Source organism: Aeromonas sp. ASNIH7 (assembly GCF_002903485.1).
Taxonomy (GTDB): domain Bacteria; phylum Pseudomonadota; class Gammaproteobacteria; order Enterobacterales; family Aeromonadaceae; genus Aeromonas; species Aeromonas caviae.
Map to the genome: position 1 here is coordinate 996,633 of NZ_CP026226.1, position 25,458 is coordinate 1,022,090.

The 25,458-nt window shown below is 61.5% G+C and carries 24 protein-coding genes and 2 pseudogenes; 14 read left to right on the plus strand and 12 right to left on the minus strand.

Annotated elements, in window-relative coordinates; translation table 11 throughout:
- Positions 1-8: 8 nt before the first annotated feature.
- The 7 genes from C2U47_RS04485 to C2U47_RS04515 all read right to left on the minus strand — a co-directional run bounded on the left by C2U47_RS04485 (position 9) and on the right by C2U47_RS04515 (position 5,524).
- Entirely contained in the window at positions 9-281 is a 273-nt protein-coding gene (locus C2U47_RS04485; protein WP_004883097.1) for a VirB3 family type IV secretion system protein, read from the minus strand.
- Positions 278-661 (minus strand): TrbC/VirB2 family protein, encoded by a 384-nt coding sequence (locus tag C2U47_RS04490; protein WP_004883090.1) that lies wholly within the window; start codon positions 659-661, stop codon positions 278-280. Before C2U47_RS04490 ends, C2U47_RS04485 begins: the two co-directional genes overlap by 4 nt.
- Positions 658-1,725, minus strand: a complete 1,068-nt coding sequence (gene trbB, locus C2U47_RS04495; protein WP_004883088.1) for a P-type conjugative transfer ATPase TrbB — start codon at positions 1,723-1,725, stop codon at positions 658-660. The genes C2U47_RS04490 and trbB (C2U47_RS04495) overlap by 4 nt, the downstream gene beginning before the upstream one ends.
- On the minus strand, positions 1,722-2,186 hold the full coding sequence (locus tag C2U47_RS04500; RefSeq protein WP_004883086.1) for a ribbon-helix-helix protein, CopG family: 465 nt from the start codon (positions 2,184-2,186) through the stop codon (positions 1,722-1,724). Before C2U47_RS04500 ends, trbB (C2U47_RS04495) begins: the two co-directional genes overlap by 4 nt.
- A complete protein-coding gene (locus tag C2U47_RS04505; protein WP_004883083.1) occupies positions 2,183-4,198 on the minus strand; it encodes a conjugal transfer protein TraG in 2,016 nt (671 codons plus the stop codon). Before C2U47_RS04505 ends, C2U47_RS04500 begins: the two co-directional genes overlap by 4 nt.
- Positions 4,199-4,472: 274 nt before the next feature.
- A complete protein-coding gene (locus C2U47_RS04510) occupies positions 4,473-4,748 on the minus strand; it encodes an EexN family lipoprotein (protein ID WP_004883082.1) in 276 nt (91 codons plus the stop codon).
- The gene (locus tag C2U47_RS04515) at positions 4,745-5,524 is read right to left on the minus strand and encodes a LysR family substrate-binding domain-containing protein (protein ID WP_225989971.1); all 780 of its coding nucleotides are present in this window, start codon (positions 5,522-5,524) and stop codon (positions 4,745-4,747) included. Before C2U47_RS04515 ends, C2U47_RS04510 begins: the two co-directional genes overlap by 4 nt.
- An 88-nt stretch (positions 5,525-5,612) precedes the next feature.
- On the opposite strand from C2U47_RS04515, the gene C2U47_RS04520 reads away from it, so the two are divergent.
- The 3 genes from C2U47_RS04520 to radC all read left to right on the plus strand — a co-directional run bounded on the left by C2U47_RS04520 (position 5,613) and on the right by radC (position 8,734).
- Positions 5,613-6,812: a tyrosine-type recombinase/integrase gene (locus C2U47_RS04520; RefSeq protein ID WP_001062689.1), complete on the plus strand. Its 1,200-nt coding sequence runs from the start codon at positions 5,613-5,615 to the stop codon at positions 6,810-6,812.
- Positions 6,809-7,873, plus strand: a complete 1,065-nt coding sequence (locus C2U47_RS04525) for a PDDEXK nuclease domain-containing protein (protein WP_003092331.1) — start codon at positions 6,809-6,811, stop codon at positions 7,871-7,873. The genes C2U47_RS04520 and C2U47_RS04525 overlap by 4 nt, the downstream gene beginning before the upstream one ends.
- Before the next feature lie 351 nt (positions 7,874-8,224).
- Positions 8,225-8,734 (plus strand): RadC family protein, encoded by a 510-nt coding sequence (gene radC, locus C2U47_RS04530; protein WP_003092330.1) that lies wholly within the window; start codon positions 8,225-8,227, stop codon positions 8,732-8,734.
- Between the two features lie 66 nt (positions 8,735-8,800).
- On the opposite strand, the gene C2U47_RS04535 is transcribed toward radC, so the two are convergent.
- Positions 8,801-11,257, minus strand: a complete 2,457-nt coding sequence (locus C2U47_RS04535) for an ATP-binding protein (protein WP_001223964.1) — start codon at positions 11,255-11,257, stop codon at positions 8,801-8,803.
- A gap of 392 nt (positions 11,258-11,649) precedes the next feature.
- Here C2U47_RS04535 and C2U47_RS04540 point away from each other — a divergent pair, with 392 nt between their 5' ends.
- Complete coding sequence (locus tag C2U47_RS04540; RefSeq protein ID WP_442778399.1) at positions 11,650-12,132, plus strand: DUF932 domain-containing protein; 483 nt, start codon at positions 11,650-11,652, stop codon at positions 12,130-12,132.
- Between the two features lie 26 nt (positions 12,133-12,158).
- Here the strand turns inward: C2U47_RS04540 and C2U47_RS04545 are convergent.
- Positions 12,159-13,357: pseudogene (locus C2U47_RS04545) on the minus strand (IS3 family transposase); the annotation flags it as partial.
- 153 nt (positions 13,358-13,510) lie between these two features.
- On the opposite strand from C2U47_RS04545, the gene C2U47_RS04550 reads away from it, so the two are divergent.
- Complete coding sequence (locus tag C2U47_RS04550) at positions 13,511-13,828, plus strand: DMT family transporter (RefSeq protein ID WP_000539741.1); 318 nt, start codon at positions 13,511-13,513, stop codon at positions 13,826-13,828.
- Between the two features lie 228 nt (positions 13,829-14,056).
- Here the strand turns inward: C2U47_RS04550 and C2U47_RS04555 are convergent.
- The 3 genes and pseudogenes from C2U47_RS04555 to C2U47_RS04565 form a co-directional block, all read right to left on the minus strand.
- Positions 14,057-14,236, minus strand: a pseudogene (locus tag C2U47_RS04555) (integrase core domain-containing protein); the annotation flags it as partial.
- A gap of 101 nt (positions 14,237-14,337) precedes the next feature.
- Entirely contained in the window at positions 14,338-14,868 is a 531-nt protein-coding gene (locus C2U47_RS04560; RefSeq protein ID WP_000043569.1) for a hypothetical protein, read from the minus strand.
- Positions 14,869-15,149: 281 nt separating this feature from the next.
- Positions 15,150-16,055 (minus strand): LysR family transcriptional regulator, encoded by a 906-nt coding sequence (locus tag C2U47_RS04565; protein WP_023093368.1) that lies wholly within the window; start codon positions 16,053-16,055, stop codon positions 15,150-15,152.
- A gap of 305 nt (positions 16,056-16,360) precedes the next feature.
- Here C2U47_RS04565 and C2U47_RS04570 point away from each other — a divergent pair, with 305 nt between their 5' ends.
- Genes C2U47_RS04570 through trbL form a run of 9 tightly spaced genes read left to right on the plus strand, consistent with a single transcriptional unit; the run spans position 16,361 to position 25,453 of the window.
- Complete coding sequence (locus C2U47_RS04570; protein WP_001163195.1) at positions 16,361-18,358, plus strand: conjugal transfer protein TraG; 1,998 nt, start codon at positions 16,361-16,363, stop codon at positions 18,356-18,358.
- The gene (locus C2U47_RS04575; RefSeq protein WP_000085131.1) at positions 18,355-18,831 is read left to right on the plus strand and encodes a ribbon-helix-helix protein, CopG family; all 477 of its coding nucleotides are present in this window, start codon (positions 18,355-18,357) and stop codon (positions 18,829-18,831) included. Before C2U47_RS04570 ends, C2U47_RS04575 begins: the two co-directional genes overlap by 4 nt.
- Positions 18,828-19,898 (plus strand): P-type conjugative transfer ATPase TrbB, encoded by a 1,071-nt coding sequence (gene trbB / locus C2U47_RS04580; protein WP_023093367.1) that lies wholly within the window; start codon positions 18,828-18,830, stop codon positions 19,896-19,898. The genes C2U47_RS04575 and trbB (C2U47_RS04580) overlap by 4 nt, the downstream gene beginning before the upstream one ends.
- A complete protein-coding gene (locus tag C2U47_RS04585; protein WP_000150010.1) occupies positions 19,895-20,281 on the plus strand; it encodes a TrbC/VirB2 family protein in 387 nt (128 codons plus the stop codon). The genes trbB (C2U47_RS04580) and C2U47_RS04585 overlap by 4 nt, the downstream gene beginning before the upstream one ends.
- Positions 20,278-20,547 (plus strand): VirB3 family type IV secretion system protein, encoded by a 270-nt coding sequence (locus C2U47_RS04590; protein WP_003092280.1) that lies wholly within the window; start codon positions 20,278-20,280, stop codon positions 20,545-20,547. The genes C2U47_RS04585 and C2U47_RS04590 overlap by 4 nt, the downstream gene beginning before the upstream one ends.
- A 12-nt stretch (positions 20,548-20,559) precedes the next feature.
- On the plus strand, positions 20,560-23,010 hold the full coding sequence (gene trbE, locus C2U47_RS04595) for a conjugal transfer protein TrbE (protein WP_000933135.1): 2,451 nt from the start codon (positions 20,560-20,562) through the stop codon (positions 23,008-23,010).
- Positions 23,007-23,750: a P-type conjugative transfer protein TrbJ gene (trbJ, locus tag C2U47_RS04600; protein ID WP_003092277.1), complete on the plus strand. Its 744-nt coding sequence runs from the start codon at positions 23,007-23,009 to the stop codon at positions 23,748-23,750. Before trbE ends, trbJ begins: the two co-directional genes overlap by 4 nt.
- A gap of 12 nt (positions 23,751-23,762) precedes the next feature.
- Positions 23,763-24,089, plus strand: a complete 327-nt coding sequence (locus C2U47_RS04605) for a hypothetical protein (protein WP_014603538.1) — start codon at positions 23,763-23,765, stop codon at positions 24,087-24,089.
- Positions 24,086-25,453: a P-type conjugative transfer protein TrbL gene (gene trbL, locus C2U47_RS04610; RefSeq protein WP_001000746.1), complete on the plus strand. Its 1,368-nt coding sequence runs from the start codon at positions 24,086-24,088 to the stop codon at positions 25,451-25,453. Before C2U47_RS04605 ends, trbL begins: the two co-directional genes overlap by 4 nt.
- Positions 25,454-25,458 lie beyond the last annotated feature (5 nt).

Consider the following 25,458-nt stretch of genomic DNA (forward strand, 5'->3'; position numbering starts at 1 on the left):
GGCGTCTCCTACACGTCCAGCAGCGGCTTGTGCTTGATGTGCCGGGCGAAGACCTGCATGAACTGCGGATCGACCCTCGCGCCCCACACGGCCAGCGAGTGACCGACGATCCAGAGCACTACGCCAGGAATCCAGAGTTGCAGGCCCAGCCCGACGGCAGCGGCTAGCGTGCCGTTGGCAATCGCCACCGTGCGCGGTGCGCCGCCCATCAAGAGCGGCTCGGTCAGCGAGCGATGTAGCGGCACCTCGAAGCCGGCCGCGAAGCTATCCGGGCCACTCATACGACAGCCCCGCCGGAGAAGCTGAAGAACGACAGGAAGAACGAGGACGCGGCGAACGCGATGCTCAAACCGAACACGATCTGGATCAGCTTGCGAAAGCCGCCCGACGTGTCGCCGAAGGCGAGCGCGAGGCCCGTGGCGATGATGATGATGACCGCGACGATGCGTGCCACCGGCCCCTGAATCGACTCCAGAATGGATTGCAGCGGGCCTTCCCACGGCATCGAGGAGCCGGATGCCTTCGCCGTGCCCGCCGTCATCAGCATGACTGCGGCCAGCAGCAGGCCGTGGTGCGCGGGGCCGGCCAGCCGCCGCAGGCGTGCGATGGTTGAAACCGGATTTACGGAATTACGGAAAGCGTGAACGTGCATCTGCGTCATGGCAGTTCTCCAGGTAGGTCAAGGGACGAGGAAGGCGCAGCGGCATCGGCTGCGAGAGGAACCGGCATCAGCTCGGGAAACGGTGTTTCCAGCGCGTCCGCCAGGCGATAGCCGGTGCCGTCGAAACCGACGACACGGGCGATGCTTTCGACGCGGCGCTTGCGGCCACGCCCGGCGATGTGGATCACGACGTTGACCGCCTCGGCGATCAGCGCACGCGGTGGGTTCACCGCCACTTCAAGAATCAACTGTTCGAGGCGCAGCAGCGCGCCCAGCGCGGAACCGGCGTGGATGGTGGCGATGCCGCCGGGGTGGCCGGTGCCCCACACCTTAACCAAGTCCAGGGCTTCGCCGCCGCGTACCTCGCCGACGATCACGCGGTCGGGGCGCAGGCGCATCGTGGCCCGCACCAGCTCGGTCATAGACACGACGCCAGCGCGGGTGCGCAGCGGCACATGGTCGCGGGCTGCGCATTGCAGCTCGATGGTGTCTTCGAGCACAAGCACGCGGTCGCCCGTGGCGGCGATCTCCGCAAGCAAGGCATTGGCGAGTGTGGTTTTGCCGCTGCTCGTCGCCCCGGCGATCAGGATGTTCTGGCGCTCACGCACGGCGCGGCGCAGGAACTCGGCCTGGCCTGTGGTCAAGATGCCGTCGGCCACATAGCGATCCAGCCCGATGATGCTCACGGCGCGCTTGCGCAGCGCGAAGGCTGGGCCGGGCGCTGCGGGCGGCAAGATGCCCTCGAACCGCTCGCCGGTTTCGGGCAGCTCGGCGGTCAGCAGCGGCCGCCCGCGATGCACCTCTGCGCCGACGTGCGCAGCCACCAGCCGGATGATGCGTTCGCCATCGTCTTGGGACAGCTCCACGCCCAGCGGCATGCGGCCCGATGACAACCGATCCACCCATAGGGTGCGGTCGGGGTTGAGCATGATTTCCACCACGTCGGGGTCGGCCAGCGCAGCGGCGATGACTGGCCCCATTGCCGTGCGCAGCATCTGGATACGGCGATCCAGAGAGGTTGCGGCGGATGAGAGTTCGGGCGGGGTTTGCGGAATGGCGCTCATGAGGCACGCTCCTGCGCTTCAGCCAGTGCCTCCGCGTCATCCATTCGCGCCGGGTCTGGGTGCAGTTCTTCCACAACGTCGCGCACCAGGCTGCGGCCACGCAGCAGGTGGCGGCCGAGCCGCTCCACGAATTGCTCGAAACGCGCTTTGCCTTGGGCGCGAGCTGCGTCCTGATGGGCTTCGGGAATCGGGGTGCTGACGGTCAGGAAGTAGCGGATGAACAGCGCCAGTGTTTCGATCTGGATGTTCTGGTCGCGCTCCATGCGCTCGGCCTGCCGCGACAGGCGATCGAGCCGCTTGGCGATGGCCGCCTCGCGCTGGTCGCCAGCATCGGGCGATAGCCACGACGCGAGCGCCGCCGCGACAATGGACGACTTGGACACGCCTTTCTTGGCGGCCAGTTCTTCGAGACGCTTGGCGTGCTCGGGCTGAATGAACAGATTGAGGCGGTATTGGCTCATAAGTCGATTCCGTCGTTGGGGTCGAGGGAAGCCAGCCGGGCCGTGCGCTGCATGGCCGGGTCGAGCTGGCCGGGAAGCGGCAGCGGCAGGTCGTCGTCGTCATCGAGCAGAGTCAGGTCATGGCCGGCGAGCAGCGGTTCGGGGCTGTATTCGCTGACTTCGGATAGCTCCGGCTGTCGGCGTGGGCCGCCGTCATCGGCGGTGCCTGTGCCATCGCCGGACAGGCCCGCAGCCCGGACCGTTGACACGGCTGGGATCGATAGGCCGCTCCAGTCGTCGGGCCGGGCCGGTGGCGCGTCCGCGTATTGCCCGGCCGCGAGCACAGGCGGCGGTAAAACGCGGTTCTTGAAATTCGCGTCGGCGTAGTAGCGCAGCTTCTTGGCCTTGATCGGTGCCACGCTGGACACCATCACCACAGCTTCCTCAGTCGGAAGCTGCATCACTTCACCGGGCGTCAGTAGCGGGCGGGCCGTCTCCTGCCGCGACACCATGAGGTGCCCCAGCCACGGTGCCAATCTGTGCCCGGCATAGTTGCGCTGCGCGCGCAGTTCGGTAGCGGTGCCAAGCGTTTCGGAGATCCGTTTCGCAGTGCGTTCATCGTTGGTGGCGAACGTCACGCGGACATGGCAGTTATCCAGAATCGAATGGTTCTGGCCGTAGGCTTTGTCGATCTGGTTGAGCGATTGGGCGATAAGAAAACTGCGGATTCCGTAGCCCGCCATGAAGGCAAGCGCCGTCTCGAAGAAGTCCAGGCGGCCCAGCGCCGGGAACTCATCGAGCATCAGCAGCAGCTTGTGGCGGCGTTCGATGCCGTCGCTGCCGTCGAGCGATTCGGTGAGCCGTCGGCCGATCTGGTTGAGGATCAGGCGAATGAGCGGTTTCGTCCGCGAAATATCCGAAGGTGGCACTACCAGATAAAGCGACACCGGATGCTCGGACGCGATCAGGTCGGCGATACGCCAGTCGCAGCGCGAGGTGACTTCGGCCACCGTGGGGTCGCGGTAGAGGCCCAGGAACGACATGGCGGTGCTCAACACGCCGGAACGCTCGTTGTCCGACTTGTTGAGCACTTCGCGCGCCGCCGAAGCGACGACTGGATGCGGGCCACCACCTTCCACGTTCACGAGGTGCTGTGTGGTCATCATCCGGTGCAAGGTCAGCTCGAAGGGGCTGGCCGGATCGGAGAGGAAATTGGCGACGCCGCGCAGCGTCTTGTCCTCGCCCGCGTAGAGCACATGCAGGATGGCCCCGACCAGCAGCGCGTGCGAAGTCTTCTCCCAATGGTTGCGCTTCTCAAGCGCGCCTTCTGGATCGACCAGAATGTCGGCTATGTTCTGTACGTCACGCACTTCATGTGCGCCGCGCCGAACTTCTAGCAGCGGGTTGTAGGCCGCCGACTTCGCATCGGTCGGATTGAACAGCAGGCAGTGTGAGTAGCGTGAGCGCCAACCTGCGGTGATCTGCCAATTCTCGCCCTTGATGTCGTGGACTACGGCGGATGCAGGCCAAGAAAGCAGCGTCGGCACCACAAGGCCGACGCCTTTGCCTGAGCGCGTGGGCGCGAAAGTGAGGATGTGTTCCGGGCCTTCATGCCGAAGGTACTTGCCATCGTGCTGACCGAGGAACACGCCGATCGGCTGCGTAAGGCCGGCTTTGCGAATGTCCTCCGTACTTGCCCAGCGTGCCGAGCCATAGGTCGTGACTAGGCGTGATTGACGAGAGCGCCAGATCGACATGCAGACTGCGACCACCACCGCCAGCAAGCCACTGCCACCCGCTATGGCACCGCCCGTGTCGAAAACGCGTGGCGCGTAGGCATCGAAGAAGAACCACCACTCAAACAGCTTCCACGGGAGGTAGATCGGTGTGCCGAGGAAATCAAACCAGGGGGAGCCAAGGCGTACCTGATAGCCAAGGGCTGCTGCCGTCCATTGTGTGGCGCCCCACACACCCGCGATCACGATGCCGAATACCACGGCTATCTGACCGAACAGCACATTCGTACCTTGCATAGCCCCGCCTCCAATCTCTCCTACGCTGATTCCCTTGGGAAACGCGGCTTAGAAATGTGCCGCAGGCGTCAGGATCGGTGCTGGCTTAGTGCCGGTCAAAGACCGTTTGGGGCAGAAAGGTCGATAAGAAAGAATGAATTCGCGCTGTGTCTAGCCAGGGAGTGACTCCGTAAGCGCCGGCGAATATCAGCGTGCCGAACAGAAGATTCAGGCAGACTAGCGAATTGCTGAATTGCTGAATTGCTGAATTGCTGAATTGCTGAATTGCTGAATTTCAGAATTTGGGGGATTCTTTGGGCGGTGTGTATGGCGTTTTTCCGTCACCGTAGAACCGCTTACGTGTTGCCTCCGCTACCCGGTTGCAAAGCAGTTCGCCCAAAGTAGGCCGATCCGTCTTGCATTGCTGGCGCAACTTCTTGAGCTGTTCCGGGTCTGCCACCAGCTCTTCTACTGTCGGGGTTTTCTTTTCTGCACTAGTGGCTTTGTGCGGTTTATCAGATTGACCGCATGCGACTAGCATTGCAGCGACGAGCGTGATGGCGAGTCTCATGGCATCAATTCCTCCGGAAGATCGGGATTTCGGCTTTTTGTTGACCTGAGAAACTCTGGCAATTCGATGGCCTGTACTCGCTGAATGAAGCGCGCAAGCTCGTCAAACGGATCGCCTTCAAGTCTGAGTAGATAGGTCGTCAAAGGTGGTACGCGTGTCGAAAGCGGCCTCGCCACGACTCCTGGCTCTCGGGAGGCTGCAATGTGTGCAGCCCCTGTAAGTCCGAGTGCAAAACCGGCAGATACCAACGCCATCATCAGGTCGAAAGTGGTAACCCGCTCGGCAACTAGAGGCTGCATTTCAGCCCGGCTAAGTACTCGCTCAATGTGCTTGGCGTGGCCCTCGCACACTTGAGGATCAGATAGCACTAGCGGGTAGCGCAGCAGTTCATCCAATGGAATTCGCTTAAGAGCCAGCAACGGATGCCGAGCTGGCAGCGCCACCATAAGCGTGTCAGTCCACGCGGGAAGTGCGACGATTCCATCACCTACGTCGTCGGACTGTGCAAAGCCGACGTCATACAGGTCGTCGTGCAATCCTTTGATTTGTTGGGATAGTGGCACCTCAAAAAAGCGAATCTCAACCTCGGGCTCCTCCTCGCGACACAACGCCAATAGGGCTGGTAAGCACAGTAGTGTTGCGCCGTCTGACAAGGCGACGCGGAGTTGTCCATGAAAGCCATTTTTTGTTTCACGATGACTCCAGCCCGGTAGTTCGCTGGACTGCGACGTAGCCCGATACAGCAGGTTTATCAATAGCTTACGCGCTTCCATCATATGCCGGTGCTTTCTGAAACTTGACCCGGTTCTCCCTCGCGCCGCTCCTATCTGGCTCCTGGAATCCGGGTCGTTCCAAGGAGTCATCATGGCAAAGATCAAGCTCACCAAGACCGCCGTAGAGTCGGCGCAACCCCAGGCGAAGGACATCGAACTACGGGATACCGTCGTGCCCGGCTTCCTTTGCAAGATTACCTCGACGGGACGCCGGGTGTTCATGCTCCAGTACCGCACGAACTCTGGCCAGCCCCGCAAGCCCTCGCTGGGACTCTACGGGGAGCTAACCGTCGAACAGGCGCGGGTCAAAGCGCAGGACTGGCTGGCCGAGGTTCGCCGGGGTGGTGATCCCGGCGGTGCCAAGGCCGAGGCGCGCAAGGCGCCCACGATGGCCGAGTTGTGCAAAAAGTTCATGGAGGACTACTCCAAGAAGCGCAACAAGGTCAGCACGCAGGACGGCTACCAGGGCGTCATCGACCGCAACATCATCCCGCTGCTGGGCCGCAAGAAGGTGCATGACGTGAAGCGGCCCGACATTGCGGGGCTCATGGAAAAGCTGGCCTACAAGCCGACCGAGGCCAACAAGACCTTCGGCGTGCTGCGCAAGATGTTCAACTTGGCCGAAGTCTGGGGCTTCCGCCCGGACGGCACGAATCCGTGCCGCCACGTCCCGATGTACCCGCCGGGCAAGGAAACCCGGCTCATCGTGGACGAGGAAATGGTGCGGATCTTCCGCCAGTTGGAGAAACTGGAGGCGGAGGGGCTGGAGAACTACGTCATCCCGTTGGCGATCCGGCTGCAATTCGAGTTTGCGGCGCGGCGCTCCGAAATCTGCCCGCTCGAATGGAGCTGGCTGGACTTCGAGAACCGGCGCGTGGTGTGGCCCGACAGCAAGGTTGGCGGCATTTCCAAGCCCATGAGCGAGGAAGCCTATCGGCTGCTTTCGACGGCGCCGCGTCTGGAAGGCTGCCCTTACGTCCTGCCGTCGCCGAACGACCCGGCCAAGCACCTGACCTTTGGCGAGCACTATGGCGGCTGGTGCCGGACGCTCAAGGCCGCCAGCGTGCCGCACGTAGGCACGCACGGCATCCGTCATCGCTCGACCACCGACATTGCCAATTCCGGTGTGCCGACCAAAGTGGGAATGAAGCTGACGGGCCACAAGACCGTGGCGATGTTCATGCACTACGTCCACACCGAGGACAAGCCGGTGCGCGAGGCGGCCGAGCTGGTGGCCAGCCGCCGCCAAGCCATCACGGGCGCGCGGCAGCTTGCGGAGGCGGTGGCATGAACGGGCGCCGGCCATCAGCAGCATCGCTCGCAGCGCCCGCGGCGCTGCTGGGCGACATTCGGGCACTGATCGAGGCGGCGCGCTTGCGCGCCGCCTCGACGGTGAATAGCGAGCTTACGATGCTCTACTGGCGCATCGGCCAACGCATCCACACGCAGGTCTTGGACAGGCGCCGGGGCGCCTACGGCAAGGAAGTTCTGCCCACCTTGGCTGCGCAGTTGGTGGAGGAGTACGGCAGCAGCTTTGCAGAGCAGAACTTGCGCCGCATGGTGCAGTTCGCCGCCACCTTCCCCGACGAGCGAATTCTCGTATCACTGATACGAGAATTGAGCTGGACGCACTTCATCGCCCTGATGCCGCTGAAAGACCCGCTCCAGCGGGACTACTACGCACAGATGGCCAGCACCCAACGCTGGAGCGTGCGGACGCTGCGCGAGCGTATCGACTCGATGCTGTACGAGCGCACGGCGCTTTCCCAAAAGCCGGAAGAAACCATAGCGCAGGAGTTGGCGACCCTGCGCGATGCGCAGCGCATGTCGCCGGCCCTGGTCATGCGCGACCCGTACATCCTCGACTTCCTGGGCCTGCGGGACACTTGGCAGGAAGGCGACTTGGAAGCGGCGATCATCCGTGAAATGGAGTCCTTCCTGCTGGAGCTGGGCGCGGGCTTCTCATTCGTCGCCCGGCAGAAGCGCATTCCGATCGACGACGAGGATTTCCACCTTGACCTTCTGTTCTACAACCGCAAGCTGCGGCGGCTGGTTGCGGTGGAGTTGAAGGTAGGTGACTTCAAGGCGGCCTACAAAGGGCAGATGGAGCTTTACCTTCGGTGGCTAGACAAGCACGAACGGGAGCCGGAGGAAGCCTCGCCGCTCGGGATCATCCTTTGCACCGGCAAGAAGCGCGAGCAGATCGAATTGCTGGAGCTGGACAAGTCCGGCATCCACGTTGCCGAGTATCTGACCGCCTTGCCGCCGAGGGGCGTGCTGGTGGAGCGGCTGCAACAGGCAACGCAACGGGCGCAGTTGCAAATCGAGCAGCGCAAGACGGACAACGAGTAGTCCTGTCCCAAGCAGTCGGGCGTCCCGGCGTGCCGCCGTCGCGCTGTCGTGCTGCGCATCGAGCTTCGCTGCGCGAGTCTCGCCCCTGTCGGGCTTCCATCACTGACGCCTCCGTCCCGGCTCGTTGATCCGGGCCTGCGCGCTCCGCTTGCCAAAAATCGACTCTGTGCAGTGGGCGGGTGTGGGCGGTCTTGCTGTTCCCTTCACCGTATCACGGCGTTCTCGCCGTCAAGGGCGGCGCGCGCCATGCGCGCTTGCGTCCTGGCGGCCGTCTGCGACCCCTGACTGCTTGCGCTGCGCCGTGCTGCCGCCGGTTCCGGGCAATTCCGCCCGAGCAACCGGAGCACGATCATGTCGCAACTGTCCTTTCCCTCGTTCGATTCCTGTCTGCTGGTGCGCGACGCGCACGGGCGCTATCTACCGGCATCGGCCGACGACATTCTGGAAGCTGCGCGCCAGGTCATTGACCGGAAAATGCGGCGCGGAGCAGAGTTCACTTCGCCGGCGGCGGTCAAGGAATACTTGCGTACAAAGTTGGCCAGCTTCGAGCATGAGGTGTTCGTAGTGCTGTTCATGGATACGCGCCATCGTCTGATCGAATACAGGGAGATGTTCCACGGCACTATTGACGGTGCGTCGGTGTATCCGCGCGAAGTGGTCAAGGAGGCGCTGCGGCTCAATGCGGCGGCGGTCGTCGTTTCGCACAACCATCCGAGCGGAAACCCCGAGCCGAGCGCGGCTGACCGGGCGCTGACCCAGCGGCTCAAGGAAGCGTTGGGTCTGGTGGACGTGCGCGTGCTCGATCACATCATCGTTGCGGGCAACGAAACGGCATCGTTCGCCGAGCATGGGCTGATCTAGCCCAAGGGGCTTCGGCCCCTTTTTGCTGCGCCTGGTGGCATAGCTATGGCCCTCGCGGCCTGATGCTCAGGCCGTCGCAACCTGAATCATCTCGTCGTAATGTTTCTTGTCCACCTCTTCCAGCCACTGGAAGATGTTCCCGATGACGCTGTGGCTTTCGCCTGCCAAGTTTTCTGCGGATTCCTCTGTTATCTCAATAACGTCGCTATGTGAATACTTATTGATAAAGCGGTAGATTTTTTCTTTAAGCTCTGGTGTCGTGATGGTGCAATCTTTTAGGCCAGCCTCCATCAATTGACTAATGTCGCTTCGACGCCTTGGATATTTGAAGGTGAAAAACGATTCAACAAGCTTTCGGGCGAGGTTGGCGGTCAAGAACGCCTCATCTCGATTGAGTGTTGTGTGCGCCCTATATTCGTAGAGCTTCTTGAAGATATAGTGGTACTCGGAACCGTAGTTCTTGAGTGAGTCGTCGGCATCCACAAGTAGGGAGTGACGAGGGGAGCCAGGTGGCGCATCCAGGCGATAAAAGAAGCAATTCTCGGCGTTGCCTTTTTTGACTCGATTCCTATTGGTGCCAGTGAACCAGTCTCTCACTAGCTTAAAGTAAGTGAAGTTGTGAGTCAGCACAAAAAGTTGCTTGGCTTCAGTGCATTGCGTTCTCAAAAACGAGTAGGCGTGAAACAAGTGATTAGAATCAAAGCTTGAGACCGGATCGTCAACGACGACGATCGTATCCTTGATGTTATTTCCATTTTCTTTGAGCTTCGTGATGAAATAGACAAATGCAATCGCAGTTTTCTCACCTTCGCTCAAATTCCCATCGTGCTCACCAACCCCGTTTCTGATGATCTCATAGCCTTTCTTCTTCTGATTGAAGTTCAGGCAAAGCTCAGAGCGGCCAATGAAGCGATGCAGGATGTCATTGAACTCCTTTGCCCCGACCGTTTCATTCGAGAGCGCCGCTTCTATGGCTCCGACCTCTAGACTAATTTTTTCAATTTCCTTATGGTCGTTCTTTGCTTCTGACTCAAGGTCATTGCACTTCTTCTCACTTCCAGCATAGTCAAACTCTTGCACCTCAGCCGCAGCAAAGTGAAGCTCCAGTGCCACCTTGCTTTTTGAGGTCTCAGATTTGAAATTTGAAGTCTTATTGTTGTGCTTTCCAACGAGAGCAACAATCGATTTCAGGATGTCATTGAAATTGGTGACATCGTCTTCAACCACATCCGAGATCTGAATGTCTGTCTTCCCAGGGTCTGTGATCTTGGCCTTCAGGGCTTCCCGCCAGGCGTCGATTTGCTGGTCGATCTTTTCAGCAGCAGTTGCGTAGTCCTTTTGAAGCTTCTCTGCCTCGGCCGATAGTTCTTTATAAAACTCGGTCGATGCGGGAAACTGATTAGCTGGAGCGCCTTGAGATTCAATCCATGTCGCCGCGTTCTGAAGTCGGCTCTGAAACTCCGTGAACTCCTTGCTGAAGTGGGCAGCAAGCGCCTCGGCACGAAGCTGGGCGAACGGAGAGCCGCAGAACTCGCAGGATTGCGAGTCGTGGTTTTTATGGATTTCCAAGCCTGCTTGAACCCATTCGCGGATTTCCGGGTTATCGGTCAGCCGCTGGATTGCTTGATTGACCGCCGTAGTCCCAATCAAATCTCTGATGCGGCCCGCCGCTTTCTTAAAGTAGTCCGGCTCAATGGCCGTTGAGGCGAAAGCAATGCTTGGAAGCTGATCTGGCTTGGCGGCATTCGTAAGGTCGATAACCCTCTCATCTGGAAGAACCGACTCCGCCTTGATAATTGTCTCGCCGTTATTCTGTATGAAGTTGAAGAGCTTGCGGCGGTCGTAATTCAAGTAATAACTGTCGCTCGTATCAATCGCCTGAAGTCCAAGCTTCATTTTCTTGGCAGCATTGGTCAGGAACTTCTCTAATGCCTCACGCTGCTTCTTGATATCGCTTTGCTTGTCGTCGTGAGCCTTCTTTTTCGACTGAAGCTCGCTCTTCAGCTTCTCCAGCTTCTGCAAGTCATCAATCTTCTCTTTCGCAATAAGAAGGATGCTCTTTACGGATTTGTCCCAATCAATGTTCTCATGCACGAAGCGTTGATTGAAAACATGAATATTCAATTGGGATGAGTGGAGTGTGGATTCCGTGATCGTTGAGCCATCCTCCAGAACTACTGAAAATTGGCCCGTGCTGAAGCGGGGAACCATCGAGCGAAGCTCAAAGCAAGAGAATAGATTCGATAACGTTGACTTGCCTGTTCCATTCCAACCATAGACCAGGTTGTACCGGCCGAACTTTTGGATCTTCGTTCCATTGAAGTCGCTGAAGATTCCGAACTGTTTGAGGCGGTTGATGCAGACAATCATCTCTATATCTCCGTGTTCTTGCTTTCCCATCATTTGCTTGCGAAACAAATGGTAAACGAAGAGTCCTCTTGCGTCTCCGCTTCGCGGATCGCGCTGCTCCAGGTTCGCTAGTCGCTCATCCCTGGCGGGACTGGCTTCGCCAGCCTTCCGCATCGCTGACGCCTACGGCCCGGCTTCCAGCTTCGGGCCTGCGCGCTTCGCTTGCGTGCGGTCAGCACAAAGGGATGGCCGTTGCCTTGTCCAGCCGTCTCCCCTGACTTCATCACCTTACCCGCGACCGTAGCCCGCGACCGTGTGCCGTCAAGGCGCGCAGGGCCGTGTCCTCGGCTGCGCCTGCGGGCCGCACCAACCCTGCGCTTGGCTCCTTGACGGCCCCCGTCCGCGCGCTCCTTTGGGCGCGGGCGATGAACTCAGGAAAGACGGTGGCAACAGGGCCAACCGGGTTCCTCGTGCCGACCGCACCAAACAGCCGAAAGGCTGGGCTCCGAATCTAGAAATCCGGTGTGCGGTGTGAACAGCAAACCTCTTTTGTCAGGAGAAAGACCATGCAACTCGCATCCCGTTTCGCTTTCCGCTCCCCCTCGCTGCGCAGCGATTACCCGCTGTCCGACGACCAGATTCACCGCGTGGCCCCGTCCATCTTCGCGGATGCCCCGCACGAGAGCCGTTCGCAGCGGTACGCCTATATCCCCACCGCCGCCGTGCTGACCGAGCTTCGCAAAGAAGGCTTCCAGCCTTTCATGGTGACGCAAACCCGCGTGCGCGACGAAGGCAAGCGCGAGCACACCAAACACATGATTCGCTTGCGCCATGCCAGCCAGATCAACGGCGCGGAGGCCAACGAAATCGTGCTGCTGAACTCGCACGACGGCACCAGCAGCTATCAGATGCTGGCCGGAATGTTCCGGTTCGTGTGCAGCAATGGCCTTGTCTGCGGCAACACCGTGGCCGATGTGCGAGTGCCCCATAAAGGCGACGTGGCCGGTCTGGTCATTGAGGGGGCTTACGAAGTGGATTTGACCCCATAGGTCCAGACACTTTTTCCCGCTTAGGATTGTGATACCCGACTGCGCAGAAATTCCCGGGGTGAACGGTATCCCAAGGCGCTGTGCGGGTGGTGTTCGTTATAATGCTCAAACGCGATAGCCAAATTGCCTACCGCTGTTCGGCTATCCGGTTTTGGCATCATCTCGATATAGTCTCGCTTCATCGTCTTCACGAAGCTCTCCGCTATACCGTTACTCTGTGGGCTTCTCACCGCAGTAGTTCTGGGCTCCAACCCGATTTCTCGTGCAAACGCGCGGGTCTCATGGGCTCGATACGCCGAGCCATTATCAGTCAGCCACTCCACCGGTGATGCCGGCAACGAATCCCCAAAGCGACGTTCGACAGACCTCAGCATGACATCTTGCACAGTGTCACTGTCGTAACCCCCAGTACTGGCCGCCCAGTCCAACGCTTCCCTATCGCAGCAATCCATGGCGAACGTGACACGTAGTTTTTCACCGTTATCACAGCGAAACTCGAAGCCATCTGAGCACCACCGTCGATTGCTCTCCTTGACGGCAACACGCCCCTTATGTGCCTGCTGGGCCAATGGTGCAGCTGGTTTTCTTTCCAGCAGCAAGCCATGCTCGCGCATGACGCGATATACCCGCTTAGCGTTTACCACAGGTTGTTCTGTTGCCTCAGACTGACGCCGTAACAGCGCCCAGACCCGGCGATAGCCATAGGAGGGAAGCTCTGCCATCGCCTCCATGATACGGCCAAGTAAGGCTGCATCATCACGCTGGCGATGATGACGACCATCTTGCCAACCCGGTTTTCGATGAACACGAACGGATAGCTGCGCACGCGATACATTAAGAGCCTGGCTCACAGCACTTAATCGTCGTCCCCCGGCAACAAGGGCGCATGCGCAATCCATTTTTTTGCTCGACCATACTCCACGGCTTCTTTGAGGATCTCGTTCTCCATGGTCTTCTTCCCGAGCAGACGTTGTAGCTCTCGGATCTGCTTGATGGCAGCAGCCAACTCGGAAGCAGGAACAACATCCCCACCGGCGGTGATCGCCGTGAGAGACCCTTCTTGGAATTGCTTACGCCATTTGAAAAGCTGGTTTGCGTTGACGTCGTGCAAGCGAGCAACATGAGAGACGGTCATCCCGGGCTCAAAGGTCTGCTGCACGATGGCGATCTTTTCTTGTGGAGTCCGGCGTCGACGGCGCTCGGCCCCTGTTAACACTTCGACCATCTTCTCGTTGTGACTAGTACTGAACATAGCTCCAAGACTACCTCTTAAGTTAAGAGGGGCGAAGTGTCTGGATCTTCAAGGGGCCAATCTACTAAGCTGGTGGTCATGCCGGAGTATGTATGCCGGATATGAAAAATTTGAAGGAGAATCGCAATGGGTTGGATCTATCTTGTTTTGGCTGGATTGTTTGAAATCGGATGGCCGGTCGGGCTGAAAATGGCGCAAGAGCCAACATCGCGTTGGAGTGGGGTCGCAGTAGCCGTCTCTTTCATGACAATTAGCGGCGCCTTCCTATGGCTTGCTCAGCGTCAGATACCGATTGGGACTGCTTATGCGGTGTGGACGGGTATCGGAGCGGCGGGAACTTTCTTAGTCGGAATTCATTTCTATGGCGACCCAACCTCCCTGATGCGATACCTTGGCGTGGCGTTGATCATCCTGGGCGTTATCACGCTCAAGTTATCGAGTTGATCGCTAGCTCCATTGGTAGCGTAGTCGCTAGGCGACCCAGCTCCCAGAGTGGATCGGGCGCTGGGAACTCGTACGGTCACCTCCTCTCTCTAGTCGCTATGTGACGAGCTTGCCGGCGCCTCGGGAGAGTTCGAGCCAGTGCGCGTAAGGCGGTGGGAGCACCCATTCCGGGTGGCTCCACCTTCAGTGCCTGCGCCAAGGTGACCTGAGTACGAACTTTGTAGCCAGTCAGGCAGTGAGTTCGGAGGGGATGCTATCGGATTGGATCCAGTTGCGCCGGATCGTCGCCGGCGGTTTGTAAGCATGCGCGCTATGCGGCCGCTGCTCGTTGTAGAACTGTCGCCAACGTTCGATCAGCACCTTCGCTTCGGTCCGACTGCGGAACCATTCGCGGTTGAGCAGTTCGTCGCCCATCGTTGCCTGCGAAGTCAGGACCAGCAGAATCCTGAGGGGAGTTCTCATCATGGTTTTCTCCGTTCAGACGCTTGGGATCAAGCGGCCGGAGACCACTACGCCTGCTTGGCTTTGCGCGCTGCCTCGACCAAGCTGTCGAGCCAGTCCTGATGGCCGTTGATCATCGGGTTGGGTTTGGCGTTGTGCAGCTCCTCGGCCGGTTTGCCCTTCTGAGTTTCCTGCGTGAGGATGCGCACGCGCCTGCCGTCCAGGTTCTCAACCAGCCAGGCGTGATGCACATCCAGGCGCGTATCTGTGCCTTCCTCGCCGGACCAGCCGTGCCAGGCCACGCGGCCGGGTTGCCCATCCGCAGGTGGCACGTATTCGTTGCACTGCCCCTCTACCGGGAAGCCGAAGGTCTCGAAGTAAAACCGATCGCCGTCGGCCAGTACCGGGCCTTTGCCGTCATGAAAGCACACGTTAGCCGAGTTGGCGTAGTAGCTTGGCCACAGCGATGGTGTGACGAGTAGAGGCCATACGTCGGCCGCGCTCAAGCCGGCGGCGATGATCTCATTGGAGGCGAAATTCTCAGTAAAGCCCGGCGTGTAGCCTTCGGGCCAGAGGATGGCGTTCTGTTGCTTGCTCATATCGAAGCTCCTTCACAAAATGTCGATGACGCAACAGGGGTGGCTGCGTCATTCAAGTGGTCATGGAGCAAATCATGAGCCTCCATCTGCAATAAGTGAAATCCTAAGTTTCTATTTTTGATATCATAAAATATGATATCAAGGCCTAGGTTCTGCCATCCACCGACTAGGCTATCTCGCAGCGGCGCTACGAAAGGGCGCGTCTCCAATTGAGCCGACTGATTGCTTATTTGTAGTGCGAGGTAGAGTTGTGCTGAGCATGACGATAGGAGCGATCTTGCCTACTTGTTGTTAGCACAGGAAGTGAACAGCAGTGCTCGTATCCAGCGATGTGCTGGATCGTGATGGGTGCGTTCGTGCCAAGCAGCCGTCTTGGTGAACCCCGGTATCTTCACCGGCGGCAGGGAGATAGCCAGCTTGTCCATACCGGCGACCAAGCGGCTCGGCAAGATCGCAACCATGTCACTGGCACGCAGGATGTCTGGCAAGATCAGAAAGCTCTTGACCGACAGTGTGACGCTGCGTCGTTTGCCCAACTGTTCTAGCGCATCGTCGGTGACGCCGCGGAAACCTCCACCATCGTAGGAAACAAGCGCATGGTCGAGAGCACAGAACTGTTTAACGGTCAGCTTGCGCCCCATAGCCGCAGGATGGTCTTCCCGCAGGACACACACATAGTGTTCCTTGAACAGCTCTCGGGCATGCAGATTTGGCGGAGTGATCTCTGGCGTCAGGAGGGCTAAATCGATCTGACCGCGCTCAAGCTGGTTCTGTAGCTGCCCGCTCTCGACTGGCACTAATGAGACTCGTACACGCGGTGCGTGCCGTTTAAGTGCCGATAGAAATGGGACAGCAACGGCACGCAGCGCATAGTCCGTCGCGGCGATGGAGAAGGTCAGTTGTGCGGTGGCCGGATTGAAGGAAGGTGGCTGGAGCAGCGCGTCGATTTCGGCGAGCACCTGCTTGACAGGCATCCCTAGATCCAGCGCCCGCTGCGTTGGAACGATACCCCGCTGCGAGCGCGCGAAAAGCGGGTCACCGAAGCTCTCGCGCAACCGCGTCAGCATGCCACTCAAGGCCGGCTGGGTTAGTCCCAGACGGGCCGCCGCCCGTGTCACATTGCGTTCGTCTAACAATGCGTCCAGCGCCTTGAGCAAGTTGAGATCCATACTCTTGATATTTTTCATTTTTATTCCAATCTTAAATATCATCGTTTTTCATGATATCTAAATATTGCCTATGAGTGGAAGCAAGGCCCATTGACGGCTTTTTTTGGGTAACTTGCTTGGAACTCTGTATGCGCCGCAGTGCGCTTTCGCTTGCGGCGCTTTTCTTTGACTCGCCACCGCGCTCATTCTTTCTTTTCCCTCGACCATTGTGCTGCGAACGGTCTTTGACCGGCACTAGCCCAGAACCGATCCTGACGCCTGCGACACCCCCTGTGCAACGCTTTCAATGAGACACCAGCGCAGGAGAAATCGGAGGACAGGTCATGCAAGGGACGAACGTTCTGTTCGGCCAGATCGCTGTGGTAATCGGCATCGTGATCGCCGGCGTCTGGGGCGCCACACAATGGACAGCAGCGACCCTTGGCTATCAAGTACGCCTCGGATCGCCCTGGTTCGATCTTCTAGGTGTACCGGTTTATCACCCGTGGCGCTTGTTCGAATGGTGGTTCTTCTTTGATGCCTACGCGCCGCACGTCTTCGACACAGGCGGTGCGATTGCGGGTGGTAGCGGTTTGTTCGCTTTACTCGTCGCCATCGCCATGTCGGTATGGCGTTCTCGGCAGTCGCGGCTGGTTACGACTTATGGTTCGGCACGCTGGGCCGATGCCGTCGACATCCGCAAAGCTGGACTGACCCTCCCGGCGGGCGTCTTCCTCGGCCAACACGACGACCAATACCTCCGACATGAGGGGCCGGAACATGTCCTGAGCTTCGCACCCACGCGCTCGGGCAAGGGCGTGGGCTTGGTGGTGCCTACGTTGCTTTCGTGGCCGGCGTCCGCCGTCATTCACGACATTAAGGGAGAGAACTGGAAGATCACGGCGGGCTGGCGTTCGCGCTTTTCGCACTGCCTGCTTTTCAACCCCACCGATAGGCAGTCGGCCGCCTACAACCCGCTGCTTGAAGTCCGGCGCGGCGCACATGAAGTGCGCGACGTGCAGAACATCGCCGACATTCTGGTTGACCCTGAAGGTGCGTTAGAGAAGCGCAATCATTGGGAGAAGACCAGCCACGCGCTACTGGTCGGTGCAATCTTGCATGTTCTGTACGCAGGCGAGGACAAGACGCTGCGCGGCGTCGCCAACTTCCTCAGCGACCCGGCGTGTCCGTTCGAGCTGACGCTGCACCGGATGATGACGACGAAGCACCTGGGCGATGCGCCTCACCCGGTTGTCGCATCCGCTGCCCGCGAAGTGCTCAACAAGTCGGACAACGAGCGATCGGGCGTGCTCTCCACCGCCATGTCGTTTCTCGGCCTGTACCGCGACCCGACCGTGGCCGAAGTCACATCGCGCTGCGATTGGCGCATCGCCGACCTGATTTCCGCCGAGCACCCGGTATCGCTCTATCTGGTGGTGCCGCCCTCCGACATAAGCCGCACCAAGCCGCTGATCCGGCTCATCTTGAACCAGATCGGGCGGCGGCTGACCGAATCGCTCGACGGCAGCGATGGCATCGCGCGCCGGCACAAGCTGCTGCTGATGCTGGACGAGTTTCCGGCGCTGGGTCGCCTCGATTTTTTCGAGTCCGCGCTTGCCTTCATGGCCGGCTACGGCATCCGCAGCTTTCTCATCGCTCAAAGCCTGAACCAGATCGACAAGGCGTATGGGCAGAACCATTCCATCCTCGACAACTGCCATGTCCGGGTGACTTTCGCCACCAACGACGAAAGGACGGCGAAAAGGATTTCCGAAACCCTCGGCACCGCCACCGAGCTTCGCGCGCAGCGCAACTACGCGGGCCACCGCCTCGCTCCGTGGCTGGGGCACCTGATGGTGTCGCGTCAGGAAACTGCACGTCCGCTGCTGACGCCCGGCGAGGTGATGCAGCTTCCACCTGAGGACGCCGTAGTCATGGTGTCCAGCGTTGCCCCGATCCGCGCGAAGAAGCTGCGTTACTACGTCGACGCCAATTTCAAGGATCGCGTCCTGCCACCGCCCGTGCTCGCAGTCGGGAGGTACGCCGACGCGCCGCCAGCCCGCCCCGACGACTGGAGCGGCTTGGCGATCCCGGCCGTACCTACGGCGCCGACCTCGGTATCCGCCGATGGTCCGGGCGGCACCGATGACGGCGGCCCGCGCCGCCAGCTCGAACTCTCCGAAACCGTCGCCTACGAGCCCGAGTTGGACGCGTGTGCGAACGACCTGGAGCTGCTCGATGACGACGACCTGGCGCTCCCGCTTCCCGGCCAGCTCGACCCGGCCATGCAGCGCACGGCCCGGCTGGCTTCTCTCGACCCCAACGACGGAATCGACCTATGAGCCAATACCGCCTCAATCTTTTCATCCAGCCCGAGCACGCCAAGCGCCTGGATGAACTTGCCGCCAAGAAAGGCGTGTCCAAGTCCTCCATCGTCGCAGCGGCCTTGGCGTCCTGGCTGTCACCCGATGCGGGCGACCAGCGTGAGGCCGCCATTGCCAAGCGGCTGGATCGACTGTCGCGGCAGACCGAACGCATGGAGCGCGACCAGAACATCCAGATCGAAACGCTGGCGCTGTTCATCCGCTATTTCTTGACCATCAGCACGCCGGTGCCAGAAGCCCACAAGGACGCGGCCCGCGCCCAGGGCAAAGCGCGCTTCGAGCAGTTCGTCGAGCAGTTGGGTCGCCACCTGCTGCGTGGCCGCAGTCTGGTGCGCGACGTGGTGGAGGAACTGCACCCCGATCCGATGCGGATGGATGACGCAGCAGCGATGGCGTCCGCCGATGAGCGAGCTGCAGAGCGTGCGTCATGAGTGCCGTTCCGCAGATTCCGCCTGAATCTCGCTCATCCGCCGCGGCGTCCCAGGATCGCCGCATCCAGATGCTGCGCACGGCGATGGGGCCGCTGATCGCCGCTGCGCTCGAAGATCCGGATGTTGTGGAAATCATGCTCAACCCCGATCGCACCCTGTGGGTGGATCGGCTGTCGTCGGGTCGCTCGCCGCTGGGCGTGGAGATGCCCGAGGCCGATGGTGAACGCATCATCCGCCTGGTCGCCGCGCATGTCGGCGCGGAGGTGCATCGCGGCCAGCCGCTCTTGACCGCCGAGTTGCCGGAAACCGGCGAGCGTTTCGAGGGCATCCTGCCTCCGGCCGCCCCGGGGCCAGCCTTCGCGCTACGCAAGCGGGCCGTGAGCATCATCGGCCTGGATCGCTACGTGGCCGACGGCATCCTGACCGCCGGGCAGGCCGAGTTCCTGCGCCGCGCCGTGCGCGAGCGGCAGAACATCCTGATCGCCGGCGGCACCAGCACCGGCAAGACCACGCTGGCGAACGCGCTGCTGGCCGAGATCGCCGCCACAGGCGACCGCGTGCTGGTGCTCGAAGACACCATCGAGCTGCAATGCGCGGCCCGCGACCATGTGCCGCTGCGCACCCGCGCCGGCGTCGTCACAATGACCGAGCTGGTGCGGGCCACGATGCGCCTGCGGCCTGACCGCGTGATCGTCGGCGAAGTGCGTGGCGGCGAAGCCCTGGACTTGGTGAAGGTCTGGGGCACCGGCCACCCCGGCGGCATTGCCACCATCCATGCCGGCTCCGCCTTGGGCGCACTGCTGCGTCTGGAGCAACTGATCCTCGAAGTGGCAGTGAATCCGCCCCGCGCCCTGATCGCCGAGGCGGTCAACGTGGTGATTCACATCGCAGGCCGTGGCCGCAAACGTCACGTCGAAACCATCTCCCGTGTCGTCGGCTTCGACGGTGCGGGCTATCGCCTGACAGATGCGCTGGAAACGCCGTTTCCCGAGCTGCCGCCGGTTCCTCTTGCAGCCGCTGCCGCTGCGCCTTCCTCGACCCCTGACCAACCTGGAGAACTGCCATGACGCACGTTGATGCTTTCCGTCTTTCCGTAAATCCTATTTCTCGCCTGTCCAGCATGGCGCGGCTGCGCCACCTGGCCCGTCCCGCAGGGCAAGGGCTGCTGCTGGCCGCGCTGATGCTGTTGCTGGCGGGCACGGCGCAGGCCGCCGGTTCCTCGATGCCGTGGGAAGGGCCGCTGACCTCCATCCTCGAATCCATCCAAGGGCCAGTCGCCCGGATCGTGGCGGTGATCATCATCATCTCGACGGGGCTTGCGCTGGCGTTCGGTGATACCAGCGGCGGCTTTCGCAAGCTGATCCAGATCGTGTTCGGCCTGTCCATCGCGTTCGCCGCGTCCTCGTTCTTCCTGTCGTTCTTCAGCTTCTCCGGAGGGGCCGTCGTATGAGTAAGGCCACCGATCTTCCGGGCTTTGAAGTGCCGCTGCATCGCTCGCTGACCGAGCCGATCCTGCTGGGCGGTGCGCCGCGCACCGTGGCGATTGCCAACGGCACGCTAGCCGCCGCCGTCGGGCTGGGCCTGCAACTGTGGATTCCCGGCGTGGTGCTCTGGATCGTCGGCCACTCGCTGGCCGTATGGGGTGCGCGCGTCGATCCGCAGTTCATGCAGGTCTTCGCGCGGCATATCAAACACCGCCCGCTTCTGGACGTGTGAGGGGAGGACGCCATGCTGAACCTTGCCGAATATCGTCAGCGCCCGGCCTTGCTTGCCGACTGGCTGCCCTGGGCCGGGCTGGTCGCGCCGGGCGTTGTGCTGAACAAAGATGGTTCGTTTCAACGCACGTTCCAGTTTCGCGGCCCCGACTTGGACAGTGCGACACAGGGCGAGCTGATTGCCACGTCGGCGCGGCAGAACAACGCGCTTCGCCGTACCGGGTCTGGCTGGGCCTTCTATATCGAGGCCGAGCGGATGCGGGCATCGAGCTATCCGCAATCCTCCTTTCCCGAACCACTGTCCTGGCTGGTGGATGAGGAGCGACGCGCGGCGTTCGAGGAGTCGGATGGCCATTTCGAGAGCGTCTATCACTTCACGTTGCAACACCTACCGCCGCAAGAGTCTCGCGCCCGTGCGGCTGGGATGCTGTACGAGAACCGGCCCACTGAGGGTGTGGACTGGCGTGGTCGGCTTGATTCCTTCGTGGCAGAGACCGATCGCGTGTTCGACCTGCTCGATGGTGTGATGCCGGAGATTGCCTGGCTGGACGATAGCCAGACGCTGACCTACCTGCATGCCACAGTCTCCACGCGGCGCTATCGCGTCGGCGTGCCCGACGTGCCGTTCCATATCGACGCACTGCTGGCCGATGCCGCGCTGGTCGGCGGCCTGGCGCCCATGCTGGGCGATCAGCACCTGCGCGTGGTGTCGGTACGAGGCTTCCCGACCTCGACCTGGCCGGGGATCTTGGACGACCTCAACCGCCTGGGCTTTGCGTATCGCTGGAGTACGCGCTTCCTGTGCCTGGACAAAGCCGAGGCGGAACGGGAATTGGGGCGCTTGCGGCGCCAATGGTTCGCCAAGCGCAAGAACGTCATCGCGCTGCTGCGCGAAACGATCTTTCAGCAGGAAAGCCCGCTGGTCGATACCGATGCCAGCAACAAGGCCGCCGACGCCGATGCCGCCTTGCAGGAGCTGGGCAGCGATCAAGTCGCCTTCGGCTACCTCACCGCCACGGTGACGGTGCTCGACGCCGACCCGGCCGTGGCCGACGAGAAGCTGCGCATGGTGGAGCGCGTCATCCAGGGCCGGGGTTTCGTGACCATCCCCGAAACCCTCAACGCAGTCGATGCCTGGCTGTCGTCCGTCCCCGGCAACGCATACGCGAACGTGCGTCAGCCCATCGTTTCGACGCTGAACCTGGCGCACATGATGCCGATGTCAGCGGTATGGGCTGGGCCGGAGAAGAACGAACACCTCGATGGCCCGCCGCTGATCGTCACCCGCACCGATGGCGCGACGCCGTTCCGGCTGGTGACGCACATCGGCGACGTGGGGCACACCCTTGTCGCCGGGCCGACCGGCATGGGCAAGTCGGTGCTGCTCGCCATATTGGCCATGCAGTTCCGGCGCTACTTCGGCTCGCGGATCTTCGCCTTCGACATGGGGCGCTCGATGCGCGCCACCATCCTCGGCCTTGGCGGTGAGCACTACGACCTCGGTGCCGATGGCGGCATCGCCTTCCAGCCACTCGCGCGAATAGCCCACGAGGGCTACCGCACCTGGGCCGCCGAATGGGTGGAGGGCCGGCTGCTGCACGAAGGCGTGACGGTCGGCCCGGACGAGAAGGCTGCCATTTGGTCGGCGCTGCGAAGCCTTGCCGGTGCGCCAGTGGAGCAGCGCACCATGACCGGCTTGTCGGTGTTATTGCAGTCCAACGCGCTGCGCCAAGCGCTCGCGCCCTATGTGTTGGGCGGCGCCCACGGCAAGCTGCTGGACGCTGACCACGACCGGCTGGGCATGGCCGACGTGCAGGGCTTTGAGATGGAAGAACTGATGCACAGCCCCGCCGCCGTGCAAGCAGTGCTGCGCTACCTGTTCGCCCGCTTCGACGAACGTTTTGACGGCGCGCCCACGCTGCTGATCCTCGATGAAGCGTGGCTGTTCCTCGATGAGCCGTCCTTCGCGGCCCGCATCCGGCAATGGCTCAAGACGCTCAGAAAAAAGAACGTCAGCGTCATCTTTGCCACGCAGTCGCTGGCCGACATCAAGGACTCGACCATCGCGCCAGCCATCATCGAAAGCTGCGCGAGCAGGATCTTCTTACCTAACCCGCAGGCCACCGAGCCGCAGATTCGCACGATCTACGAAGGCTTCGGCTTGAACAGCCGCCAGATTGAGATCGTGGCGACCGCACAGCCCAAGCGCGATTACTACTACCAGTCGCGCCTCGGCAATCGCCTGTTCGACCTCGACCTGGGGCCTGTCGCGCTCGCATTCGCGGGCGCATCCACCCCTCAAGACCAACGCGATATTGACCGCGTGCTGACGCAGGCCGGCGCTCCCGGCTTCGCCGGCGCGTGGCTGCGCCATCGCGGCCTCGGCTGGGCCGCCGACCTGCTGCCGTCCGCTCCGGCGGCAGCTTCCTTTCTCGCTTCTCAACCGCTGGAGGTTTCACCATGAAGACCAAGCCCCGTTTGCTCTCTGTCTCACTCGCTGCCGTGCTGTCGGTATCGCTGCTGGCCGTGCAGCCCGCATCCGCGCTGACGGTGTTCGACCCGTCCAACTTCGTGCAGAACACGCTGACCGCCGTGCGCACGCTGGAACAGATCAACAACCAGATCAACCAGCTTCAGAACGAGGCGCAGATGTTGATGAACCAGGCCAGGAACCTGGCAAATCTCGACTTCAACATCGTCAACCGCCTGCGCTCGACGCTCGCCACCACCGAGCGCCTGATCGCCGAGGCGCGCGGCTTGGCCTACGACGTGCAGAGCATGGATGCCACGTTCGCCCGCCTGTACCCGGAACAGTACGCCGCCACCATCAGCGGCGACCGCATGGCACAGGACGCCCGCGAACGCTGGCAGAACACCTTGAACGGCTTGCACACCGCGATGCGGATGCAGGCGCAGGTGTCGCAGAACCTCGCCCAAGACGAAAGCGCGCTGGCCGATCTCGTGAGCCAGAGCCAGTCGGCCACCGGCGCGCTGCAAGCGATGCAGGCGACGAACCAGCTCCTGGCTTTGCAGGCCAAGCAGTCGATCCAGGCGCAGCAGCTCCAGATCACGCAAGACCGGGCCGCTTCACTGGAACTGGCGCGGCAAGCGGCGGCTATGGAGCGCGCCCGCGAAGTGCGGCGGCGCTTTCTGGGCACCGGCACGCCGTACACGCCGCAGTCCGTCAACTTCTATAACAACTGACCGGAGGCGGCCATGCGATGCGCTTCCGTCCTGATGGCCGTGCTGCTGACCGCGTGCGGCCAGCAGCCGGCCGAGAACCTGGCCGACGCCCTGGCCGCAGATCCGGTGCGGCTCAAGGCGTTGCGCGGGCAATGCGCGGCCGACCGGCAGGCCGTGGGCGAGGATGCCTGCCGCGCCGCCGCTGAAGCCTTCCGGCGGCGCTTCTTCGCCGGCCATACCGGGCCGGATGAATACAACTCGCTGGCTGAACTCCCGCCGATTCCGCCGAGCTTCGATACGCCCGCAGATGAATTGCCAGAGGGCGCCGTTCCGCTCACTCCGCCCGAGGATTCGCCATGAACGACGTGACCATCATCGACCGTTTTCTCGATACGTTCTCGCGCTACATCGACTCGGGCTTCGGCTTATTGCAGGGCGAAGTGGCATTTCTCACCGCCACGCTCATCGTCATCGACATGACGATCGCTGGCCTGTATTGGGCCATGAGCCACGCCACCGGCCAGGGCGACGACGTGATCGCCAAGCTGCTGCGCAAGGTGCTCTGTGTCGGCGCGTTCGCCTACATCATCGGCAACTTCAACTGGCTGGCGAGCATCGTGTTCCGCTCGTTCGCCGGCTTGGGAATTACCGCTACCGGCTCGGCCATCACGATGGAGAACTTCCTTCAGCCGGGCCGGCTGGCGAAGACCGGCATCGACGCAGCCGCGCCGATTCTGGAACAGATCGGGGACATGGCTGGGTTCCCCGAGGTGTTCGTGAACATCGACCCTATCGTGGTTCTGTTCATCGCCTGGCTGGTGGTGATCCTCTGCTTCTTCGTGCTGGCCGTACAGCTTTTCATCACGCTGATCGAGTTCAAACTGACTACGCTCGCCGGCTTCGTCTTGATCCCGTTTGCACTCTGGAACAAGACCTCGTTCCTCGCGGAAAAGGTGCTAGGCAACGTGGTGTCGTCAGGCATCAAGGTCTTGGTGCTGGCCGTCATCGTCGGCATCGGTTCAGGCCTGTTCGCCGAGTTCCAGGTGCATCCCGACGAACCATCCATCGACCACGCGCTGGTCGTGATGCTGGCCTCGCTCGCGCTGCTGGCGCTGGGCATTTTCGGCCCCGGTATCGCCACCGGCCTGGTGTCCGGTGCGCCACAGCTTGGTGCGGGCGCGATGGCTGGTGCTGCGGTCGGGGCTGTCGGCACCGGCGTTGCCATCGGCGCCGCCGTAACGGGCGTGGGCGGCGCCGTCATGGCCGGGGCACGAATGGCCCCGGCGGCCGCAAAGCTGGCCGGTGCCGGTGCGCGTGCCGCGACTTCGGCGGCCGGCAGTGCCCGATCGGCGTTCCAGGCCGGTTCCGCTGCGGCCGGCGGCGGTGCCAAGGGCGCGGCGGCTGGCCTCGGCAATGTCGCCAAGACTGGCGCACAAGCCGCAGGCCGCAGCGTCACCTCTGGTGCTTCCGCTGTTGGGCAGAAGGTGGCCGACTCCTTCCGCGCTGGCTGGAACGGCACAGAAGCCGGCAGCGACGGTGCTGGCCCCGGCCAGACCGCAGACGGCACCGCAGGCTCGCAGAAGCAAGAGCAACCGGCCTGGGCCAAGCGGATGCACCGCCGCCAGCAGGCTACCCATGCCGCGACCACTGCCGCCCACACGCTGCGCGGCGGCGACGGCGGCGGCTCCGGGCAAGGCCCGAGCCTGCGGGATTCCGATACCTAACCTTC